General features: G+C 43.3%; 16 protein-coding genes. 14 read left to right on the top strand and 2 right to left on the bottom strand.

Annotated elements, in window-relative coordinates; all coding sequences use genetic code 11:
- Nucleotides 1-73: 73 nt before the first annotated feature.
- The 4 genes from alaS (at nt 74) to BW986_RS03455 (ending at nt 3,773) form a co-directional block, all read left to right on the top strand.
- Nucleotides 74-2,710 (top strand): alanine--tRNA ligase, encoded by a 2,637-nt coding sequence (alaS, locus tag BW986_RS03440; RefSeq protein WP_076365129.1) that lies wholly within the window; start codon nt 74-76, stop codon nt 2,708-2,710.
- A 66-nt stretch (nt 2,711-2,776) separates the two neighbouring features.
- A complete protein-coding gene (locus BW986_RS03445; protein ID WP_034311358.1) occupies nt 2,777-3,046 on the top strand; it encodes an IreB family regulatory phosphoprotein in 270 nt (89 codons plus the stop codon).
- A complete protein-coding gene (ruvX, locus tag BW986_RS03450; protein ID WP_034308633.1) occupies nt 3,046-3,471 on the top strand; it encodes a Holliday junction resolvase RuvX in 426 nt (141 codons plus the stop codon). Before BW986_RS03445 ends, ruvX begins: the two co-directional genes overlap by 1 nt.
- 11 nt (nt 3,472-3,482) lie before the next feature.
- The gene (locus BW986_RS03455) at nt 3,483-3,773 is read left to right on the top strand and encodes a DUF1292 domain-containing protein (protein ID WP_063232962.1); all 291 of its coding nucleotides are present in this window, start codon (nt 3,483-3,485) and stop codon (nt 3,771-3,773) included.
- A 216-nt stretch (nt 3,774-3,989) separates the two neighbouring features.
- Here the strand turns inward: BW986_RS03455 and BW986_RS30000 are convergent, their stop codons facing one another.
- Entirely contained in the window at nt 3,990-4,145 is a 156-nt protein-coding gene (locus BW986_RS30000; protein ID WP_169803977.1) for a hypothetical protein, read from the bottom strand.
- Between the two features lie 335 nt (nt 4,146-4,480).
- Here BW986_RS30000 and mltG point away from each other — a divergent pair, with 335 nt between their 5' ends.
- From mltG to BW986_RS03495, 8 genes are all read left to right on the top strand, one after another.
- Nucleotides 4,481-5,617: an endolytic transglycosylase MltG gene (gene mltG / locus BW986_RS03460; RefSeq protein WP_076365131.1), complete on the top strand. Its 1,137-nt coding sequence runs from the start codon at nt 4,481-4,483 to the stop codon at nt 5,615-5,617.
- Between the two features lie 481 nt (nt 5,618-6,098).
- Entirely contained in the window at nt 6,099-6,764 is a 666-nt protein-coding gene (locus tag BW986_RS03465) for an O-methyltransferase (RefSeq protein WP_081395487.1), read from the top strand.
- Nucleotides 6,751-7,680 carry a peptidase U32 family protein gene (locus BW986_RS03470; protein ID WP_076365135.1) on the top strand — a complete coding sequence of 310 codons (930 nt, stop codon included), beginning with the start codon at nt 6,751-6,753 and terminating at the stop codon, nt 7,678-7,680. Before BW986_RS03465 ends, BW986_RS03470 begins: the two co-directional genes overlap by 14 nt.
- Nucleotides 7,681-7,712: 32 nt before the next feature.
- Nucleotides 7,713-8,984: a peptidase U32 family protein gene (locus BW986_RS03475; protein ID WP_076365137.1), complete on the top strand. Its 1,272-nt coding sequence runs from the start codon at nt 7,713-7,715 to the stop codon at nt 8,982-8,984.
- 1 nt (nt 8,985) lies between these two features.
- Nucleotides 8,986-9,624, top strand: coding sequence for a uridine kinase (gene udk, locus BW986_RS03480; protein ID WP_034308619.1), 639 nt, complete (start codon nt 8,986-8,988; stop codon nt 9,622-9,624).
- Between the two features lie 302 nt (nt 9,625-9,926).
- Nucleotides 9,927-10,403, top strand: a complete 477-nt coding sequence (greA, locus tag BW986_RS03485; protein WP_076365139.1) for a transcription elongation factor GreA — start codon at nt 9,927-9,929, stop codon at nt 10,401-10,403.
- A gap of 123 nt (nt 10,404-10,526) precedes the next feature.
- Nucleotides 10,527-12,278, top strand: a complete 1,752-nt coding sequence (locus BW986_RS03490) for a peptidoglycan D,D-transpeptidase FtsI family protein (RefSeq protein ID WP_076365141.1) — start codon at nt 10,527-10,529, stop codon at nt 12,276-12,278.
- Nucleotides 12,279-12,367: 89 nt separating this feature from the next.
- On the top strand, nt 12,368-13,075 hold the full coding sequence (locus BW986_RS03495; protein ID WP_179085994.1) for a YrrS family protein: 708 nt from the start codon (nt 12,368-12,370) through the stop codon (nt 13,073-13,075).
- Between the two features lie 67 nt (nt 13,076-13,142).
- Here BW986_RS03495 and BW986_RS03500 read toward each other — a convergent pair whose 3' ends face one another.
- Complete coding sequence (locus BW986_RS03500; RefSeq protein ID WP_076365145.1) at nt 13,143-13,355, bottom strand: DUF2536 family protein; 213 nt, start codon at nt 13,353-13,355, stop codon at nt 13,143-13,145.
- Between the two features lie 157 nt (nt 13,356-13,512).
- On the opposite strand from BW986_RS03500, the gene BW986_RS03505 reads away from it, so the two are divergent.
- Together BW986_RS03505 and mtnN are read left to right on the top strand one after the other, a co-directional pair.
- Nucleotides 13,513-14,151 (top strand): class I SAM-dependent DNA methyltransferase, encoded by a 639-nt coding sequence (locus BW986_RS03505; protein WP_076365147.1) that lies wholly within the window; start codon nt 13,513-13,515, stop codon nt 14,149-14,151.
- 16 nt (nt 14,152-14,167) lie between these two features.
- Nucleotides 14,168-14,863, top strand: coding sequence for a 5'-methylthioadenosine/S-adenosylhomocysteine nucleosidase (gene mtnN / locus BW986_RS03510; protein ID WP_076365149.1), 696 nt, complete (start codon nt 14,168-14,170; stop codon nt 14,861-14,863).
- Nucleotides 14,864-14,886: the final 23 nt, after the last annotated feature.

Raw genomic sequence — 14,886 nt, forward strand, 5'->3', positions numbered from 1 at the left:
TCTCGTCCCTGTTTTTGGGATGGGGGTTTTTTGTGTGCTCAAAATTACATAATTTTCAAAGGAGGATATATATATGAAGTATTTAACTGGTGCTCAAATCCGCCAAATGTATTTAGATTTTTTTAGTGAAAAAGGCCATAACATCGAACCAAGTGCGTCATTGGTTCCTCATGAAGATCCATCATTGCTTTGGATCAATTCCGGGGTGGCGACGTTAAAGAAATATTTTGATGGACGGGTGATTCCTGAAAATCCAAGGATTACAAATGCCCAAAAGGCCATCCGTACGAACGATATTGAAAACGTAGGGAAAACGGCACGTCATCATACGTTTTTCGAAATGCTCGGAAACTTCTCCATTGGTGAATACTTCAAAGAAGAAGCCATCACATGGGCTTGGGAGTTTTTGACGGATGAAAAATGGATTGGCTTCGACAAAGAGAAATTGGCTGTGACGATCCATCCTGAAGATGATGAAGCATTCGAACTCTGGAATAAGAAAATCGGTGTTCCTGCTGAAAGGATCATTCGCCTGGAAGAAAACTTCTGGGATATCGGTGAGGGTCCAAGCGGCCCGAATACAGAGATTTTCTATGACCGCGGACCGGCATATGGCGATGATCCGAATGATCCGGAACTATATCCAGGCGGGGAAAATGAACGTCATCTGGAAGTCTGGAACCTTGTGTTTTCTCAGTTCAACCATAATCCTGATGGTTCATACACACCGCTTCCAAAGAAGAATATCGATACAGGCATGGGTCTTGAACGTATGGCTTCCGTCGTTCAAGATGTGGCGACGAACTATGATACGGATTTATTCATGCCAATCATCCGTGCAGTCGAAGAGATTTCCGATGTGAAGTATGGTGTTGATACAGAAAAAGATGTGGCATTCAAGGTCATTGCCGACCATATCCGTACGGTAGCCTTTGCTGTAGGTGACGGGGCTCTACCATCCAACGAAGGCCGCGGTTATGTATTGCGCCGTTTACTTCGCAGGGCGGTTCGATATGCTAAGCAAATCAACATCAATCGACCATTCATGTTCGAGCTTGTGACGGTCGTAGGCGAAATCATGAAAGACTTCTACCCTGAAGTCCTCAACAATAAAGAGTTCATTGCAAAAGTAATCAAAAATGAAGAGGAACGCTTCCATGAAACTCTAAATGATGGACTGTCCATCCTTTCTGAAGTCATTAAAAAGGAAAAGGAAAAAGGCGGTACGACCATTCCGGGCAGTGATGCATTCCGTTTATATGACACATATGGTTTCCCGATTGAGTTAACGGAAGAATATGCAGAAGAAGAAGGCATGACGGTCGATCAAGCCGGATTTGAAAAAGAGATGGATGCACAGCGTGAACGTGCCCGTTCAGCGCGTCAAGATGTGGATTCCATGCAAATACAAGGCGGGGTATTGGGCGATATAAAAGTTGAAAGTGAATTTGTCGGCTATGATCAAATAGCTGTCGACGCGAAAGTTGCTGCCATCATTAAAAATGGCGAGCTTGTTACGGAGGCAGAAGAAGGGGAAGAAGTTCAAGTGATACTGGACAAGACTCCTTTCTACGCGGAAAGCGGCGGACAAATAGCCGATACAGGAACGATGGCCAGTGAATCCGTGAAGGTTGATGTCCATGATGTCCAAAAAGCTCCTAATGGCCAAAATCTGCACCGTGTGACAGTTACTGCCGGCACTTTAACAGCAGATTCCAATATCGTTGCTGCGGTAAATCAAGAAAACCGCATCCATATCACGAAAAACCATACAGCGACGCACCTTCTGCATCAAGCGTTAAAAGATGTGCTTGGTACACATGTCAACCAAGCTGGTTCACTCGTACAGGCTGAGCGCCTTCGCTTCGACTTCTCTCATTTTGGTCAGATAACGGCGGAAGAGATTGAAAGAATCGAAACGATTGTTAATGAAAAGATTTGGCAAAGCTTACAAGTGAATACGGACTATAAAAACATCGATGAAGCCAAGGCTATGGGCGCAATGGCCTTGTTCGGCGAAAAATATGGCAAGATTGTCCGTGTCGTTCAAATAGGCGATTACAGTCTAGAACTTTGCGGCGGTGTCCATGTCCCGAATACAGCGGTAATCGGCTTGTTCAAAATCGTTTCCGAAAGCGGCATCGGTGCAGGGACTCGCCGTATAGAAGCGGTAACGGGTGCCGGGGCATACAAATTGATGACTGAGCAAATCGGTGTCTTGAAAGACGCGGCTGCTAAATTGAAAACGAACTTGAAAGACGTACCTTCAAGAATTGAAACGGTACTTGCTGAAGTGAAGGATCTTCATCGTGAGAATGAAAGCCTTACTGCAAAATTAAGTAATATCGAAGCAAGCAGCCTTGTTTCTAACGTAAAAGACATAAATGGGGTTCAAGTATTGGTGGCGAAGGTTCAAGCTACCGACATGAATAATCTGCGTGCCATGGCGGATGATTTGAAACAAAAGCTCGATTCTGTCATCATCGTATTAGGTTCGGCCCAAGGTGATAAAGTCAATTTGATTGCCGGGGTGACCAAGGATTACATCGATCGCGGTTTCCATGCTGGTAAATTGGTCAAAGAAGTTGCTTCCCGTTGCGGCGGTGGCGGTGGCGGACGTCCAGATATGGCCCAAGCCGGCGGAAAAGACCCTGAAAAATTGGATGCAGCACTTAATTTTGTTGAAGAATGGGTCTTATCGATTTCATAATCAATGGAAAGTGTTGTACAATGTAGGTAATAGTGGATTCTGGACGCTGAGGAGAGGTGCATGTTAATGAGTTCCTTTGATAAAACGATGAAATTTAATTTTCCCGAAGAACCATTCGAAAGAGATGTACAAGAAGTATTGTCTCAAGTATATGTTGCACTTCAGGAAAAAGGTTATAACCCGATAAACCAGATTGTCGGTTATCTATTATCTGGTGACCCGGCCTACATCCCGCGCCATATGGATGCTCGGAACATTATTCGTAAGCTTGAACGCGATGAAATCATCGAAGAATTGGTTAAGTCGTATCTTAAGAACCATCGAGAGGAATACTAATGCGCACAATGGGACTTGATTTAGGTTCAAAAACCATCGGCGTCGCCCTGAGTGACGCGATGGGCTGGACTGCACAAGGATTGGAAACGATCAAAATTAACGAAGCTGGAAATGACTTCGGCTTTAAACGCCTCAATGAAATTATAAAAGAGCATGATGTTTCTAAAATTGTCCTCGGTTTACCTAAAAACATGAATGGGACTGTTGGACCGCGAGGCGAGATCAGCCAAGATTTCGCAAAGCGATTAGAAAACAAATTCAAGCTGCCGGTGTTTCTCTGGGATGAACGGTTGACAACTATGGCGGCTGAACGTGTCCTTCTTGAGGCGGACGTGAGCCGAAGCAAGCGCAAGAAAGTCATTGATAAAATGGCAGCTGTCATGATCCTGCAAGGATTCTTGGACAGACAAACAAATTCAATATGAGGTGAATACTAATGGAACACGGCGAAAACAACATTACAGTAGTAGATGAAAACGGAAACGAGCAGCTTTGCGAAATCCTTTTCACATTCGATTCAGATAAATTCAACAAATCTTATGTACTTTACTATCCGATGTCTGCAGAAGATGACGAGGAAGAAATTGAAATCCACGCTTCATCATTCGTACCAAGCGAAGATAATAAAGATGGTGAACTTACACCGATCGAAACAGAAGAAGAATGGGATCTTGTCGAAGAAATGTTAAATACATTCCTTGACCAAGAAGAAGCGGAAGAAGAATAAGATTGGAAAAAAACCGGCCCCTAAAGGTCGGTTCTTTTTTTGACAAAGGGGCAAGTTGATTGGAATAGGTGTGCGAGACTCCTGCTTAGAAAAGCGTGTCAAGGGGAGACCCCGAAGGCGCAAAGGCTCCGAGGAGGCTCCCGGACCGCCCGCGGAAAACGAGTGCCTGGAAAGCCCTTAAAAGGCCGGTTTTTTCATTTAAGTACCAGTAACACCTTATCTTTTCTCTGCGAATAAAAGTATAAATGTAGCGAGCGGACCCAAAAATAATGATAGCAAGAACCAATTCAACGCCGTCCTATTTTTACCTTGAGCAAGTCCGGCGTTTATGAGCGCCAATGTCCCCCAACCTACAAAATAAGAATTATCCAACTCCTTCACACCTTTCTTCATCTTAAATGAATAGTACCATTCCTACATGGATATTCCTGTAATTTCCTGAAATGCCTAATACGGGAAGGGAACAATTTAGAGTGCATCTTTTAAGCTGAAGAAATTAGATATCACTATTTTCCTGTTAAATAACATCTGAATATTGACAAAAGTAGTGCATTTTTGCCATAAATAGAGTATTAATGAATGTAGTTTTGCAAAAAACATGTAATTATTTGTTGATTTTAGTATAATGTTCGAAGCAAAGATTAATTAGAGAAAGCATCATCTAGAAACCATTCTGTAGTTGGTGTGAGTTTGCAGGGGGAATGAAAATGGATGAAAAAGATAAAAATTTATCTAAAAAGGAACACATCCGAATGAAATTGTTAGAACAGCAAGGAGAAGCCAAGCTGGTTCGTAAAATCATCATGATTACGATAGCTTCGCTTATTTTACTAATTGGGATTGTTGGTCTTGTGGGCTTTTTATATATCAACTCAGCCATGAAACCAGTCGATCCGGATGATGACACCATCAAGAAAGTGAAAATCCCAATCGGTTCTTCCGTTAACGGAATTTCAACACTGCTTGAAGAGCAGGGAATAATCAAGGACGCACGCGTATTCAAATATTATATTAAATTCCGCAATGAATCCGGTTTTCAGGCAGGGGAGTATAAATTATCACCTTCCATGCCAATTGAAGATATCGTCACAAGCATCAAAACCGGAAAACTCATGAAGGAAGCTGCAATGAAGATAACGATTCCTGAAGGAAAGCAGCTTATCCAAATTGCCGATATCATCGCAGTGAAGACGGGTGAAGATCCGAAAAAGGTCTTTAAGAAATTGAATGATAAGAAGTTCGTAAATTCCATGCAAGAGAAATTTCCGCAGCTCCTGACCTCGGAAATTGAAAATGAAAAGGTTCTATATCCGCTTGAAGGGTACCTTTTCCCGGCTACTTATGACTTTTATGAGGAAAAGCCGACCCTGGAATCGATCGTCATCGAGATGCTGAAGAAAACGGAAGAAACATTGCAGGCTTACGAGAGCCAAATGGACAAGAACGATTATTCCGTACACCAGATGCTGACCTTCGCTTCGCTTGTTGAAGAAGAGGCGACGGCGCAAGTCGATCGCGGAAAAATAGCTTCCGTCTTTTACAATCGTATTGAGGAAGGTATGCCGCTTCAAACGGATCCGACCGTTTTGTATGCAAAGGGTTCACATAAGAGCAGGGTGTATTATAAAGACCTTGAGGTGAAATCCCCTTATAATACGTATAAGAACAAGGGGCTGCCGCCAGGACCGATTGCCAATGCCGGAACGACATCGATCGATGCGGTACTGAAGCCTGAGAAAACGGATTATCTGTACTTTTTGGCAACACCTGAAGGGGAAGTCCTTTACTCCAAGACTTTGGATGACCACAATAACAAAAAGGCAGAGCATATTTCCAATAAATAAATGAAAGCTCTTTTCGTAAAGCTTGTTGTTTTTATAACGAAACGATTTAAGGTTGATTGGAGCGGAAGTGCGAGACTCCTGCAGGAGCAGCGGGACAGGTGAGACCCCACAGGCGTTTACGCCGAGGAGGCTCACCGCCCGCCCCGCGGAAAGCGAGCAATGGAGAGGAAATCAACCACACCGCAATACTTGGTTAGGAACAAAGTATGCGAAAACAGCCTAAATGAAAAATAGCAATGAGACTGTGGGGGGAGAGATATTACTTTCCCCTTGTTTTTATGATAGAATAGTACAAGTGAATTTTTGATCCGATTCTAAATCGGTGACGTAACTCGGCGAATGCCGGGTTTTATTTTGAAAGATAAGGAAATGTAGATCGTCAAGCATACTTGTTTCAGCTCCTTGTGAAGAAATTGCCCAATCAATTTTTTCATGTTACTGACCAAGCGCTTTTGTTTTCCTTATAAATGGAGGAAACGTTTTGAACGGAAAAATAGAACAATATCTTCATTCCTTAATTCCGGAGCGTACGGGTTTGCTTAAGGAGTTGGAAGATTTTGCGATGGAAAATAATGTGCCGATCATGGAGCCCGAAGGCATTGAGGTACTGCTTCAGATTTTAAGGCTTCATCAGCCAAAGGCGATATTGGAAGTGGGTTCGGCAATTGGCTATTCGGCCATTAGGATGGCTGAGACCCTTCCGGAAGCTCGAATCGTCACACTTGAACGGAATGAAGCCCGTATTGAGCAGGCAAGGGCTAACTTCAAGAAGGCGGGACTGTCGGAAAGGATCACCCTCATTGAAGGGGATGCTCTTGAAGCGGGCCCGAAAGTGATGGAACACGGTCCGTTTGATATCATCTTCGTTGATGCAGCTAAAGGGCAGTACAAGCGATTCTTTGAACTGTTTGAACCATTCCTTGCCGGTGCTGGCATTATCATTACTGATAATGTTTTATTTAAAGGCTTGGTTGCTGAAAACATTGAAGAAATGGAAATGACGAGAAGAAAGCGAGCTCTTATTAAAAAAATCAGAGACTTTAACATCTGGTTACATGACCATCCCAACTTCGATACCGTAATTTTGCCGATTGGTGATGGTGTGGCCATTAGTAAACATAGAGGTGACAAAAATGAAAAAGCCTGAATTACTTGTGACTCCGACAAGTGTCGATCATATAACGAAACTCATCGATGCTGGCGCCGACGCCTTCGTCATTGGCGAACAACGTTATGCGCTAAGGCTGGCAGGGGAGTTCAAACGTGAAGATGTAGAGAAGGCGATTGAGCTAGCACATGCTGCGGGCAAGAAAGTGTACGTATCCATGAACGCCATTTTCCATAATGAAAAAGTGGACGAGCTTGAAGGGTATGTCACATTCCTTAAAGAGGCTGGTGCCGACCGGATCATATTCGGTGATCCCGCAGTCTTGATGGCTGTCCGTGCCGTAGCACCTGATATGCCCCTGCACTGGAATACAGAGATGACGGTAACGAACTGGTACACATGTAATTATTGGGGGAAACGCGGTGCTGTCCGTGCCGTTGCTGCCCGTGAGATAAGTCTGGACGAGATAGTCGAAATGAAGGAAAATGCCGAAGTGGAGATTGAAGTCCAAGTGCATGGCATGACATGCATGTTCCAATCGAAGCGTACGCTCCTTGGCAATTACTTTGAATACCAAGGCAAGGCATTGGAAGTGGAAAATCGGAAGGAACATAGAAATATGTTCTTGCATGATAAGGAACGTGAAAATAAATATCCGATTTATGAAGATGAAAATGGTACACATATCATGAGTCCGAACGATATGTGCATGATTGATGAACTTCAGGAATTGATTGAAGCGGAAATCGATTCACTGAAAATCGAAGGATTATTACAAACACCGGAATATATCATTGAAATGACAAAGTTATATCGGGAAGCGATTGACGTATGTGCTGAAGACCCTGACCGCTATGATGATATGAAACCGGAACTTTTTGAAAAAGTCAAAGCGATTCAGCCGGATAACCGTGAGTTGGATACCGGATTCTTCTTTAAAGAATCGGTTTATTAAAGAAAAGGGTAAGAGAAAGAGGAGGAATAGCCTTGAATGCTATTGCTGATAAAATTTCCAAGATCGTTGATGGAAAGAGAGTCATTGTAAAAAAACCGGAATTGCTGGCTCCGGCCGGCAACCTTGAAAAATTAAAAATTGCCGTCCATTACGGCGCGGATGCCGTGTTCATTGGCGGTCAGGAATATGGTCTTCGTTCCAATGCAGGCAACTTCACGTTTGAGGAAATGAAGGAAGGCGTCGAATTCGCTAATAAGTATGGTGCTAAAGTATATGTAACCACAAATATCTTCGCACATAATGAAAATATCGATGGTCTGGATGAATACCTGGAAGGTCTTCAGGAGGCTGGGGTACATGGTATCATCGTCGCCGATCCATTAATCATCGAAACATGTAAAAGGGTCGCTCCGAACCTCGAGATCCATTTAAGCACGCAGCAATCGCTTTCGAACTGGAAGGCTGTTCAGTATTGGAAAGAGGAAGGCTTGGAACGGGTAGTTTTGGCACGTGAGACGAGTGCTGATGAAATCCGTGAAATGAAGGAGAAGGTCGATATCGAAATCGAGGCTTTCGTTCATGGGGCCATGTGCATTGCCTATTCTGGACGCTGCACGCTTTCGAACCATATGACGGCACGTGATTCGAACCGCGGCGGCTGCTGTCAGTCTTGCCGTTGGGATTATGATTTATATGAGTTGGATCAAGACGGGGAAAAGGCTTTATTCGATAAAGAAGATGCTCCATTCGCAATGAGTCCAAAAGACTTGAAGCTGATTGAATCACTGCCAGGCATGATTGAAATTGGCATAGACAGCTTAAAAGTCGAAGGAAGAATGAAATCGATCCATTATATTGCAACAGTTGTCAGCGTCTATCGTAAAGTGATTGATGCGTATTGTGCCGATCCCGACAATTTCAAGATTAAACAAGAATGGCTGGAAGAGCTTGATAAGTGTGCGAACCGTGAGACGGCATCATCGTTCATGGAAGGGGAAATTCCTGGGTATAAACAACAAATGTTCGGGAATCATACCGTAAAGACTCGCTTCGACTTCGCAGGATTGGTGCTTGATTACAATGAGGAAACTAAAATCGTTACCATGCAGCAACGTAATTTCTTCAAGCCTGGGGATGAAGTCGAGTTTTTTGGACCGGAAATCGAAAACTTCACTCAAAAAATCGGTACGATCTGGGATGAGTCAGGTAAGGAGCTGGAGGCAGCCCGCCATCCGCTTCAAATTGTCCGCATTCAAGTAGATAAAAAAGTTTATGTGAACAATATGATGCGGAAGGAGAATTGATATGACAAGAAAGAAACCAGTGGTCATCGGAGTTACCGGAGGGTCGGGATCAGGTAAAACAAGTGTTACCCGTTCCATTTTTGAATTCTTTCAAGGACATTCCATCTTGATGATCGAACAAGATTATTACTATAAAGATCAAAGTCATCTGCCTTTTGAAGAGCGCTTGAAAACGAACTATGATCATCCGCTTGCATTTGATAATGATTTGCTAATCGATCACATTAACGCATTGCTGCGCTATGAAACGATAGAAAAACCCGTTTATGATTATTCGATCCATACGCGTTCAGAAGAAGTCATCACAGTTGAGCCCCAGGATGTCATCATCCTTGAAGGGATTCTTGTGCTGGAGGATGAGCGCCTACGGGACCTGATGGATATGAAGCTATATGTTGATACGGACGCAGACTTGCGGATCCTTCGCCGGATGACCCGTGATATTAAAGAACGCGGCCGTTCCATAGATTCCGTCATCGAACAATACATCAGTGTCGTCCGTCCGATGCATAATCAGTTCATAGAACCGACGAAGCGTTATGCCGACATCATCATACCAGAAGGCGGTCAGAACCATGTGGCGATTGACCTTATGGTGACAAAAATTCAAACAATCCTTGAACAAAAGTCTTTTTTGTAATAACATAGCATAAATAATGATAGGTGCCATTTTCCTTCGTTTATTTAAATAATCCCATTTATTTATTGGGAAAGACTGGACAAATGTTGGAAAACGCAATACTCTATTGATACAGAACGAACCGGCTGCTCACCGCAGTCGGTTTATATACTAAGGAACGGATTGTTTCTTAGTATCGAAGCGCGTACTTTTTAAGTCGCGCAATTATATATTTTGACTCAATTTCAGGGTTAAGCACTATATAGTACATAAACTTGTCACAGTGAAAGCTTGCTGTAAAGAATTTGAAGGAGTGAAGGGTTTTGGCAATTGAAAAAGAATATCCAATGACTAAAGAAGGTAAGTTAAAGCTTGAACAGGAACTGGAACAGTTAAAAACGGTTAAACGTAAAGAAGTGGTGGAAAGAATCAAAATCGCCCGCAGTTTTGGGGACCTTTCCGAGAACTCGGAGTACGATTCCGCAAAAGAAGAGCAGGCTTTCGTTGAAGGACGCATCACAACAATCGAAAACATGATCCGTAATGCAAAAATCATTGAAGGCGATGATTCGAATACAGATACAGTTTCACTAGGGAAGTCGGTAACATTCGTGGAACTTCCAAATGGTGACGAAGAAACATATTCCATCGTAGGAAGCGTTGAAGCGGACCCATTCGAAGGGAAAATCTCCAATGATTCCCCGATCGCGAAAAGCCTGATCGGGAAAAGGGTCGGCGACAAGGTATCGATCATGACACCTGGCGGCGAAATGAGCGTGAAGATTGTATCCATCGACTAAATGAAAGCAAAAGAGGATGTCCATAGGGGCATCCTCTTTTTTATCGGAAAAGTGCCGTGTTAAATTTGTTCATAATTGTTTAAAAATTCGCACCTCGTCAACAATGGTTACGAGGTGTATTTTATGAAAAAGAAACGAATGAGGTTGCTGGCTGTTTTTTTGACGACTTTCATGCTGATGCTCATAGGCAGACTTGCCTACATCCAACTTGTATCGACAGAATCTTTTTCAAAGCATGATGTGAACCTATTAGAAGCGAGCGTAAATCAGCGTTCACAGATATTAAAGATTGATGATGGACGCGGAAAGTTTTATGACAGAAATGGAGAACCGCTTGCACATGAAGAAATCCCGACTCTCGTCCTATTTCCATTTTTAAAAAAAATGATCTGGCCCATAGATGAAGTGGCCTCGATAATAGGAAAATCGGAAGCGGAGTTAAAACGGGCGATAGAACAAGCGGATGAACCATTCGTATTTGGCGGAGATGAACCGATAGAGTTGACGTCCAGCCAATCCAAGGCAATCAATGAATTGAAGATTCCCGGGGTCTTTGCCGTGAAAGAGAAATTATATCATGATCAAACCCCTGCAGCGCAATTGATCGGAACGACGAATATATCGGATGCGGAAAAGAAAAAACGTTATCCGGACATGAATTTATCTCCTGAAACGAAAATAGGCAATACGGGACTGCAAAGGACCTTCGATGAGTTCTTGCTTTCCTCTGGGGAATCGAAGCTCGTTTTTCATGTGGACGCCAGTGGAGGCCCAATGTTCGGTGTCGATGTTAAATATGTGGAACCTGCAAATCCGCTTTACCCGGTGAAGGTCGTGACGACGATCGATAAAGAAATTCAGGAGAAAGCGGAGAAGCTCGTCGATGAACGCGGGATAAAAAAAGGCGGTCTCGTTCTGATCGATATCGAAAAAAGTGAAATCGTCGCCATGGTATCACGTCCGGCGCTTAATGTAAAAGATCCGAATGGCGAAGGGGCCGTCAATATGATGCTGACTCAAAAAACGCCGGGTTCCGTCTTCAAAACGGTCACGGCAGCAGCGGCCATCGATTATGAAGCGGCTAGTCCCACCCGGACATTCAATTGTAATTTGACGATAGACGGCAAAACGGATAAACAGAGGGAACTGGGCATGCTTAATTTTGAAAATAGCTTTGCCCAAAGCTGCAACAGGACGTTTGCCGAATTGTCACAGGAAATAGCAGAGAAGGATCCGGAATTTTTGGACAAATATGCAAAAATGTTAGGGCTTGTTGGTGAAACGGGATGGCAAGGGGACGTCTATCACACTGAAGTCACTCAGTTGCATCATGAACAAACCGGGAAAGTCTGGCATGATGACGATTTAAAAAAAGACCCTAAAATGATTGCCAAAACAGCAATTGGCCAGCAGGATGTCCAAACGACACCGCTTGCGATAGCGAATATGATGGCGACGATTGCCCGCGGCGGCAAGAAGGAACAGGTTAAAGCCGTTTCCAAGGTCGAATTTAACAATAGTACGACCGTAGTCGATTTTCCCAATCAAAGTATTGGCGGCGAGACACTGTCTCCATATACAACGATGAAGTTGCAGCATCTTCTTAGGAAGGTCGTGACGGAAGAGAAAGGGACAGGCGCTTCCTTGAGAGATTTGCCTGTGGAGGTCGCCGGCAAGTCTGGAACGGCTCAGACCAATATTGAAAAAGGGCAGCTGAATAAATGGTTTGCGGGCTACTTTCCATATAAAGAGCCCAAATATGCTCTTGTTACCGTAAGTTTTGAAACGAAGGAAAACAGTTCCAGCATGACGCCTCTTTTTTCAGATATTGTAAAAGTCCTGTACTCCAAGGACCAGGACAAAAACGAGAATTGACGAAAAGTGTAGGAAACCCTTCCCTTCTATCTCTGGCTAAATCATGTTAAAATGAGAGGCAGTAAGAAATGGTAAGGGAGGAATGGACCTTGGGCTCACGTTTTAATCAGAGAGATCAAAAAAGAAAAGTAAATAAAATATATAATATTGCAATCACCATCGTTTCCATTTTAATCGTCATTGTCGCAGTCTCGATTTTCTTAAGTGATGATGGCACCGAAACAAAAAAAGCCACGACTGAACCAAAGCAAATCGCCGATACAGATTCGGGGAAAGTAGCGGACAAGCCTGCTGGCAAAGAAGAAGAAACGGAATCTGAGAAGGAAGACGCAGTAGGAGATAGTGAAGCAACAGAAGAAGATGCAGCAGATGAAGATAGTAAAGCAACAGAGGAAGATGCAGAAGAGAAGGCTGAAGATGGTGCAGATTCAGAAAAAGCGGGAGATGCCGAACTTGTGGAAGTGGAAGGCAGCGGAGATGGCAATGTTGCGTCAACATATACGAGTGAGGGCTGGAAACCAGTAGGAACTGAGCAATCCGGGGAGCACACTACAAGCTTCGAAAAGGGCTCGGTCGATTGGAATGAAATGAGTAAAGCCATAGCAAGCGGGGCTGGAATCGATGAAGGCAGCATGAAGCTATGGTGGCTGCAAAACGGCGGTTCATCCAGCACGGCAATTGGTACCGTTTCTGAAGGCGATGATCCTAAAACCTTCCGCGTTTATATTGAATGGGTGGACGGATCAGGTTGGAAACCTGTAAAAGTCGAAGAGCTGAAGACAAACGATAAAAGGTAATGGTCAAAAATTCATAAACGAAAACCCCCGAAAGGAATTCCACTTTTCGGGGGTTTTTTCATGGTGATCATTTTTTTGCTTTAAAGTGGACGACTGCACTATAAAAACGTCTGCCTTCTTCACTTACATACATTTGGTGTGACACGGATTCCACCTGAAGCATGATCGCTTTATTGATTTCAATTTGTGCTTGGATTTTTTCTTCAAGATTCTTAATGCTTTCTGCCTCGAAAAATTCTATTTTATCTTCGAATAAGTTTAAGTCGAGTTGAAAACTCATGACTGTTCCCCTCCAACATTTAGATACTGTTAGTTTAACACCATTTTGGCCGAATCTGAACCGAATGAATGATTTGCCTAAAAACAAGAACTGTTTCTGTGTTTAATTCATATTATGCTTATAGGTTTTATTATCTTATCATAAAAGGTGATTAAAAATGGGCAGAGAATTTATAGATTTATTTGAAGAATGGTCAAAATCGTATGATGATACGGTTGGTGGACACGATATTGAGTATCAAGAGGTTTTTAAACATTATGATAACATATTGGAAAGCGTCACGGATAGGGCTCATGGCCATGTGCTCGAGTTCGGAGTAGGTACCGGGAATTTGACGGAAAGGCTTTTGAAGAAAGGCCTGAAGGTATCGGGAATAGAACCTTCACCTGCGATGAGGGAAATAGCGGTATGCAAGCTCGGCGGAAAAACAGAAATTGTCGATGGCGATTTTATCGATTTTCCGAAGCCGGAACAGGTTGATTCGATCGTGAGTACGTACGCTTTTCACCATTTAACCGATGAAGAAAAAGAAAAAGCTATAGCCAACTATGGAAAGTTACTGAATACTGGTGGTAAAATAGTGTTTGCGGATACGATGTATCAATCAAGGGAAGCGCATGAACGAGCGATTCAAGATGCAAGTCAGGCAGGCTTTCATAATTTGGCAAACGATTTGCAAACGGAATATTATACTACGATTCCTTTTTTGGAAAGTGTGCTTGAAGCAAATGGATATAAAGTGAGCTTCGAGCGCTGCAATCAATTTGTCTGGATTATGGAGGCGGAAAAATTATAGGAAGAGGTTTTTACTAATGAAGGTAGCCATAATCGGAGCAATGGAAGAAGAAGTTACGATTTTACGTGATAAATTGGAAGGTTTGGAGCAGGTGACCATTGCCGGTTCCGAGTTCAATACAGGCAAACTGAATGGTGTCGAGGTCATTTTGCTTAAATCGGGAATCGGTAAAGTGAATGCGGCAATGTCCACTGCGATCCTGTTAGAAAAATTCAAACCGGATGCAGTCATCAATACTGGCTCTGCCGGCGGTTATCATCCAGCACTTAATGTAGGGGATGTGGTCATATCCTCGGAAGTACGGCACCATGATGTCGATGTGACGATTTTCGGATATGAATACGGTCAAGTCCCTCAGCTGCCTGCAGCTTTCATCCCGGATGAGAAGCTTTTCGCAATAGCGGAAGAAGCAGCAAAAGAAATCGAGGATATACAAGTGGCCAAAGGGTTGATCGTGACGGGGGATTCTTTCATGAATGATCCTGACAGGGTTGAATTCGTCAGAGGGAAATTCTCCGATTTATACGCGGTGGAAATGGAAGCGGCAGCCATTGCACAGGTAGCCTTCCAATTCAAGACACCGTTTGTCATCATTCGTTCCCTTTCGGATATCGCAGGTAAGGAGTCCAATATTTCCTTTGATAAATTCTTGGAAACTGCGGCTCTTCATTCAGCGGCACTGATTTTGAAAATGGTTGAAAAAATGAAATGAATGGTAAGTGATCAGCGGAAGCC

Source organism: Peribacillus simplex, assembly GCF_900156045.1.
GTDB classification, from domain to species: domain Bacteria; phylum Bacillota; class Bacilli; order Bacillales; family DSM-1321; genus Peribacillus; species Peribacillus simplex_D.

Excerpts from the sequence above, each read along its gene's own strand:
- BW986_RS03490 (WP_076365141.1), top strand. The coding sequence starts at position 10,527 with ATGAAAAAGAAACGAATGAGGTTGCTGGCTGTTTTTTTGACGACTTTC.
- BW986_RS03500 (WP_076365145.1), bottom strand. The coding sequence starts at position 13,355 with ATGAGTTTTCAACTCGACTTAAACTTATTCGAAGATAAAATAGAATTT.
- ruvX (WP_034308633.1), top strand. The coding sequence starts at position 3,046 with ATGCGCACAATGGGACTTGATTTAGGTTCAAAAACCATCGGCGTCGCC.
- BW986_RS03505 (WP_076365147.1), top strand. The coding sequence starts at position 13,513 with ATGGGCAGAGAATTTATAGATTTATTTGAAGAATGGTCAAAATCGTAT.
- udk (WP_034308619.1), top strand. The coding sequence starts at position 8,986 with ATGACAAGAAAGAAACCAGTGGTCATCGGAGTTACCGGAGGGTCGGGA.
- BW986_RS03455 (WP_063232962.1), top strand. The coding sequence starts at position 3,483 with ATGGAACACGGCGAAAACAACATTACAGTAGTAGATGAAAACGGAAAC.
- BW986_RS03470 (WP_076365135.1), top strand. The coding sequence starts at position 6,751 with ATGAAAAAGCCTGAATTACTTGTGACTCCGACAAGTGTCGATCATATA.
- alaS (WP_076365129.1), top strand. The coding sequence starts at position 74 with ATGAAGTATTTAACTGGTGCTCAAATCCGCCAAATGTATTTAGATTTT.
- mltG (WP_076365131.1), top strand. The coding sequence starts at position 4,481 with ATGGATGAAAAAGATAAAAATTTATCTAAAAAGGAACACATCCGAATG.
- mtnN (WP_076365149.1), top strand. The coding sequence starts at position 14,168 with ATGAAGGTAGCCATAATCGGAGCAATGGAAGAAGAAGTTACGATTTTA.
- BW986_RS03445 (WP_034311358.1), top strand. The coding sequence starts at position 2,777 with ATGAGTTCCTTTGATAAAACGATGAAATTTAATTTTCCCGAAGAACCA.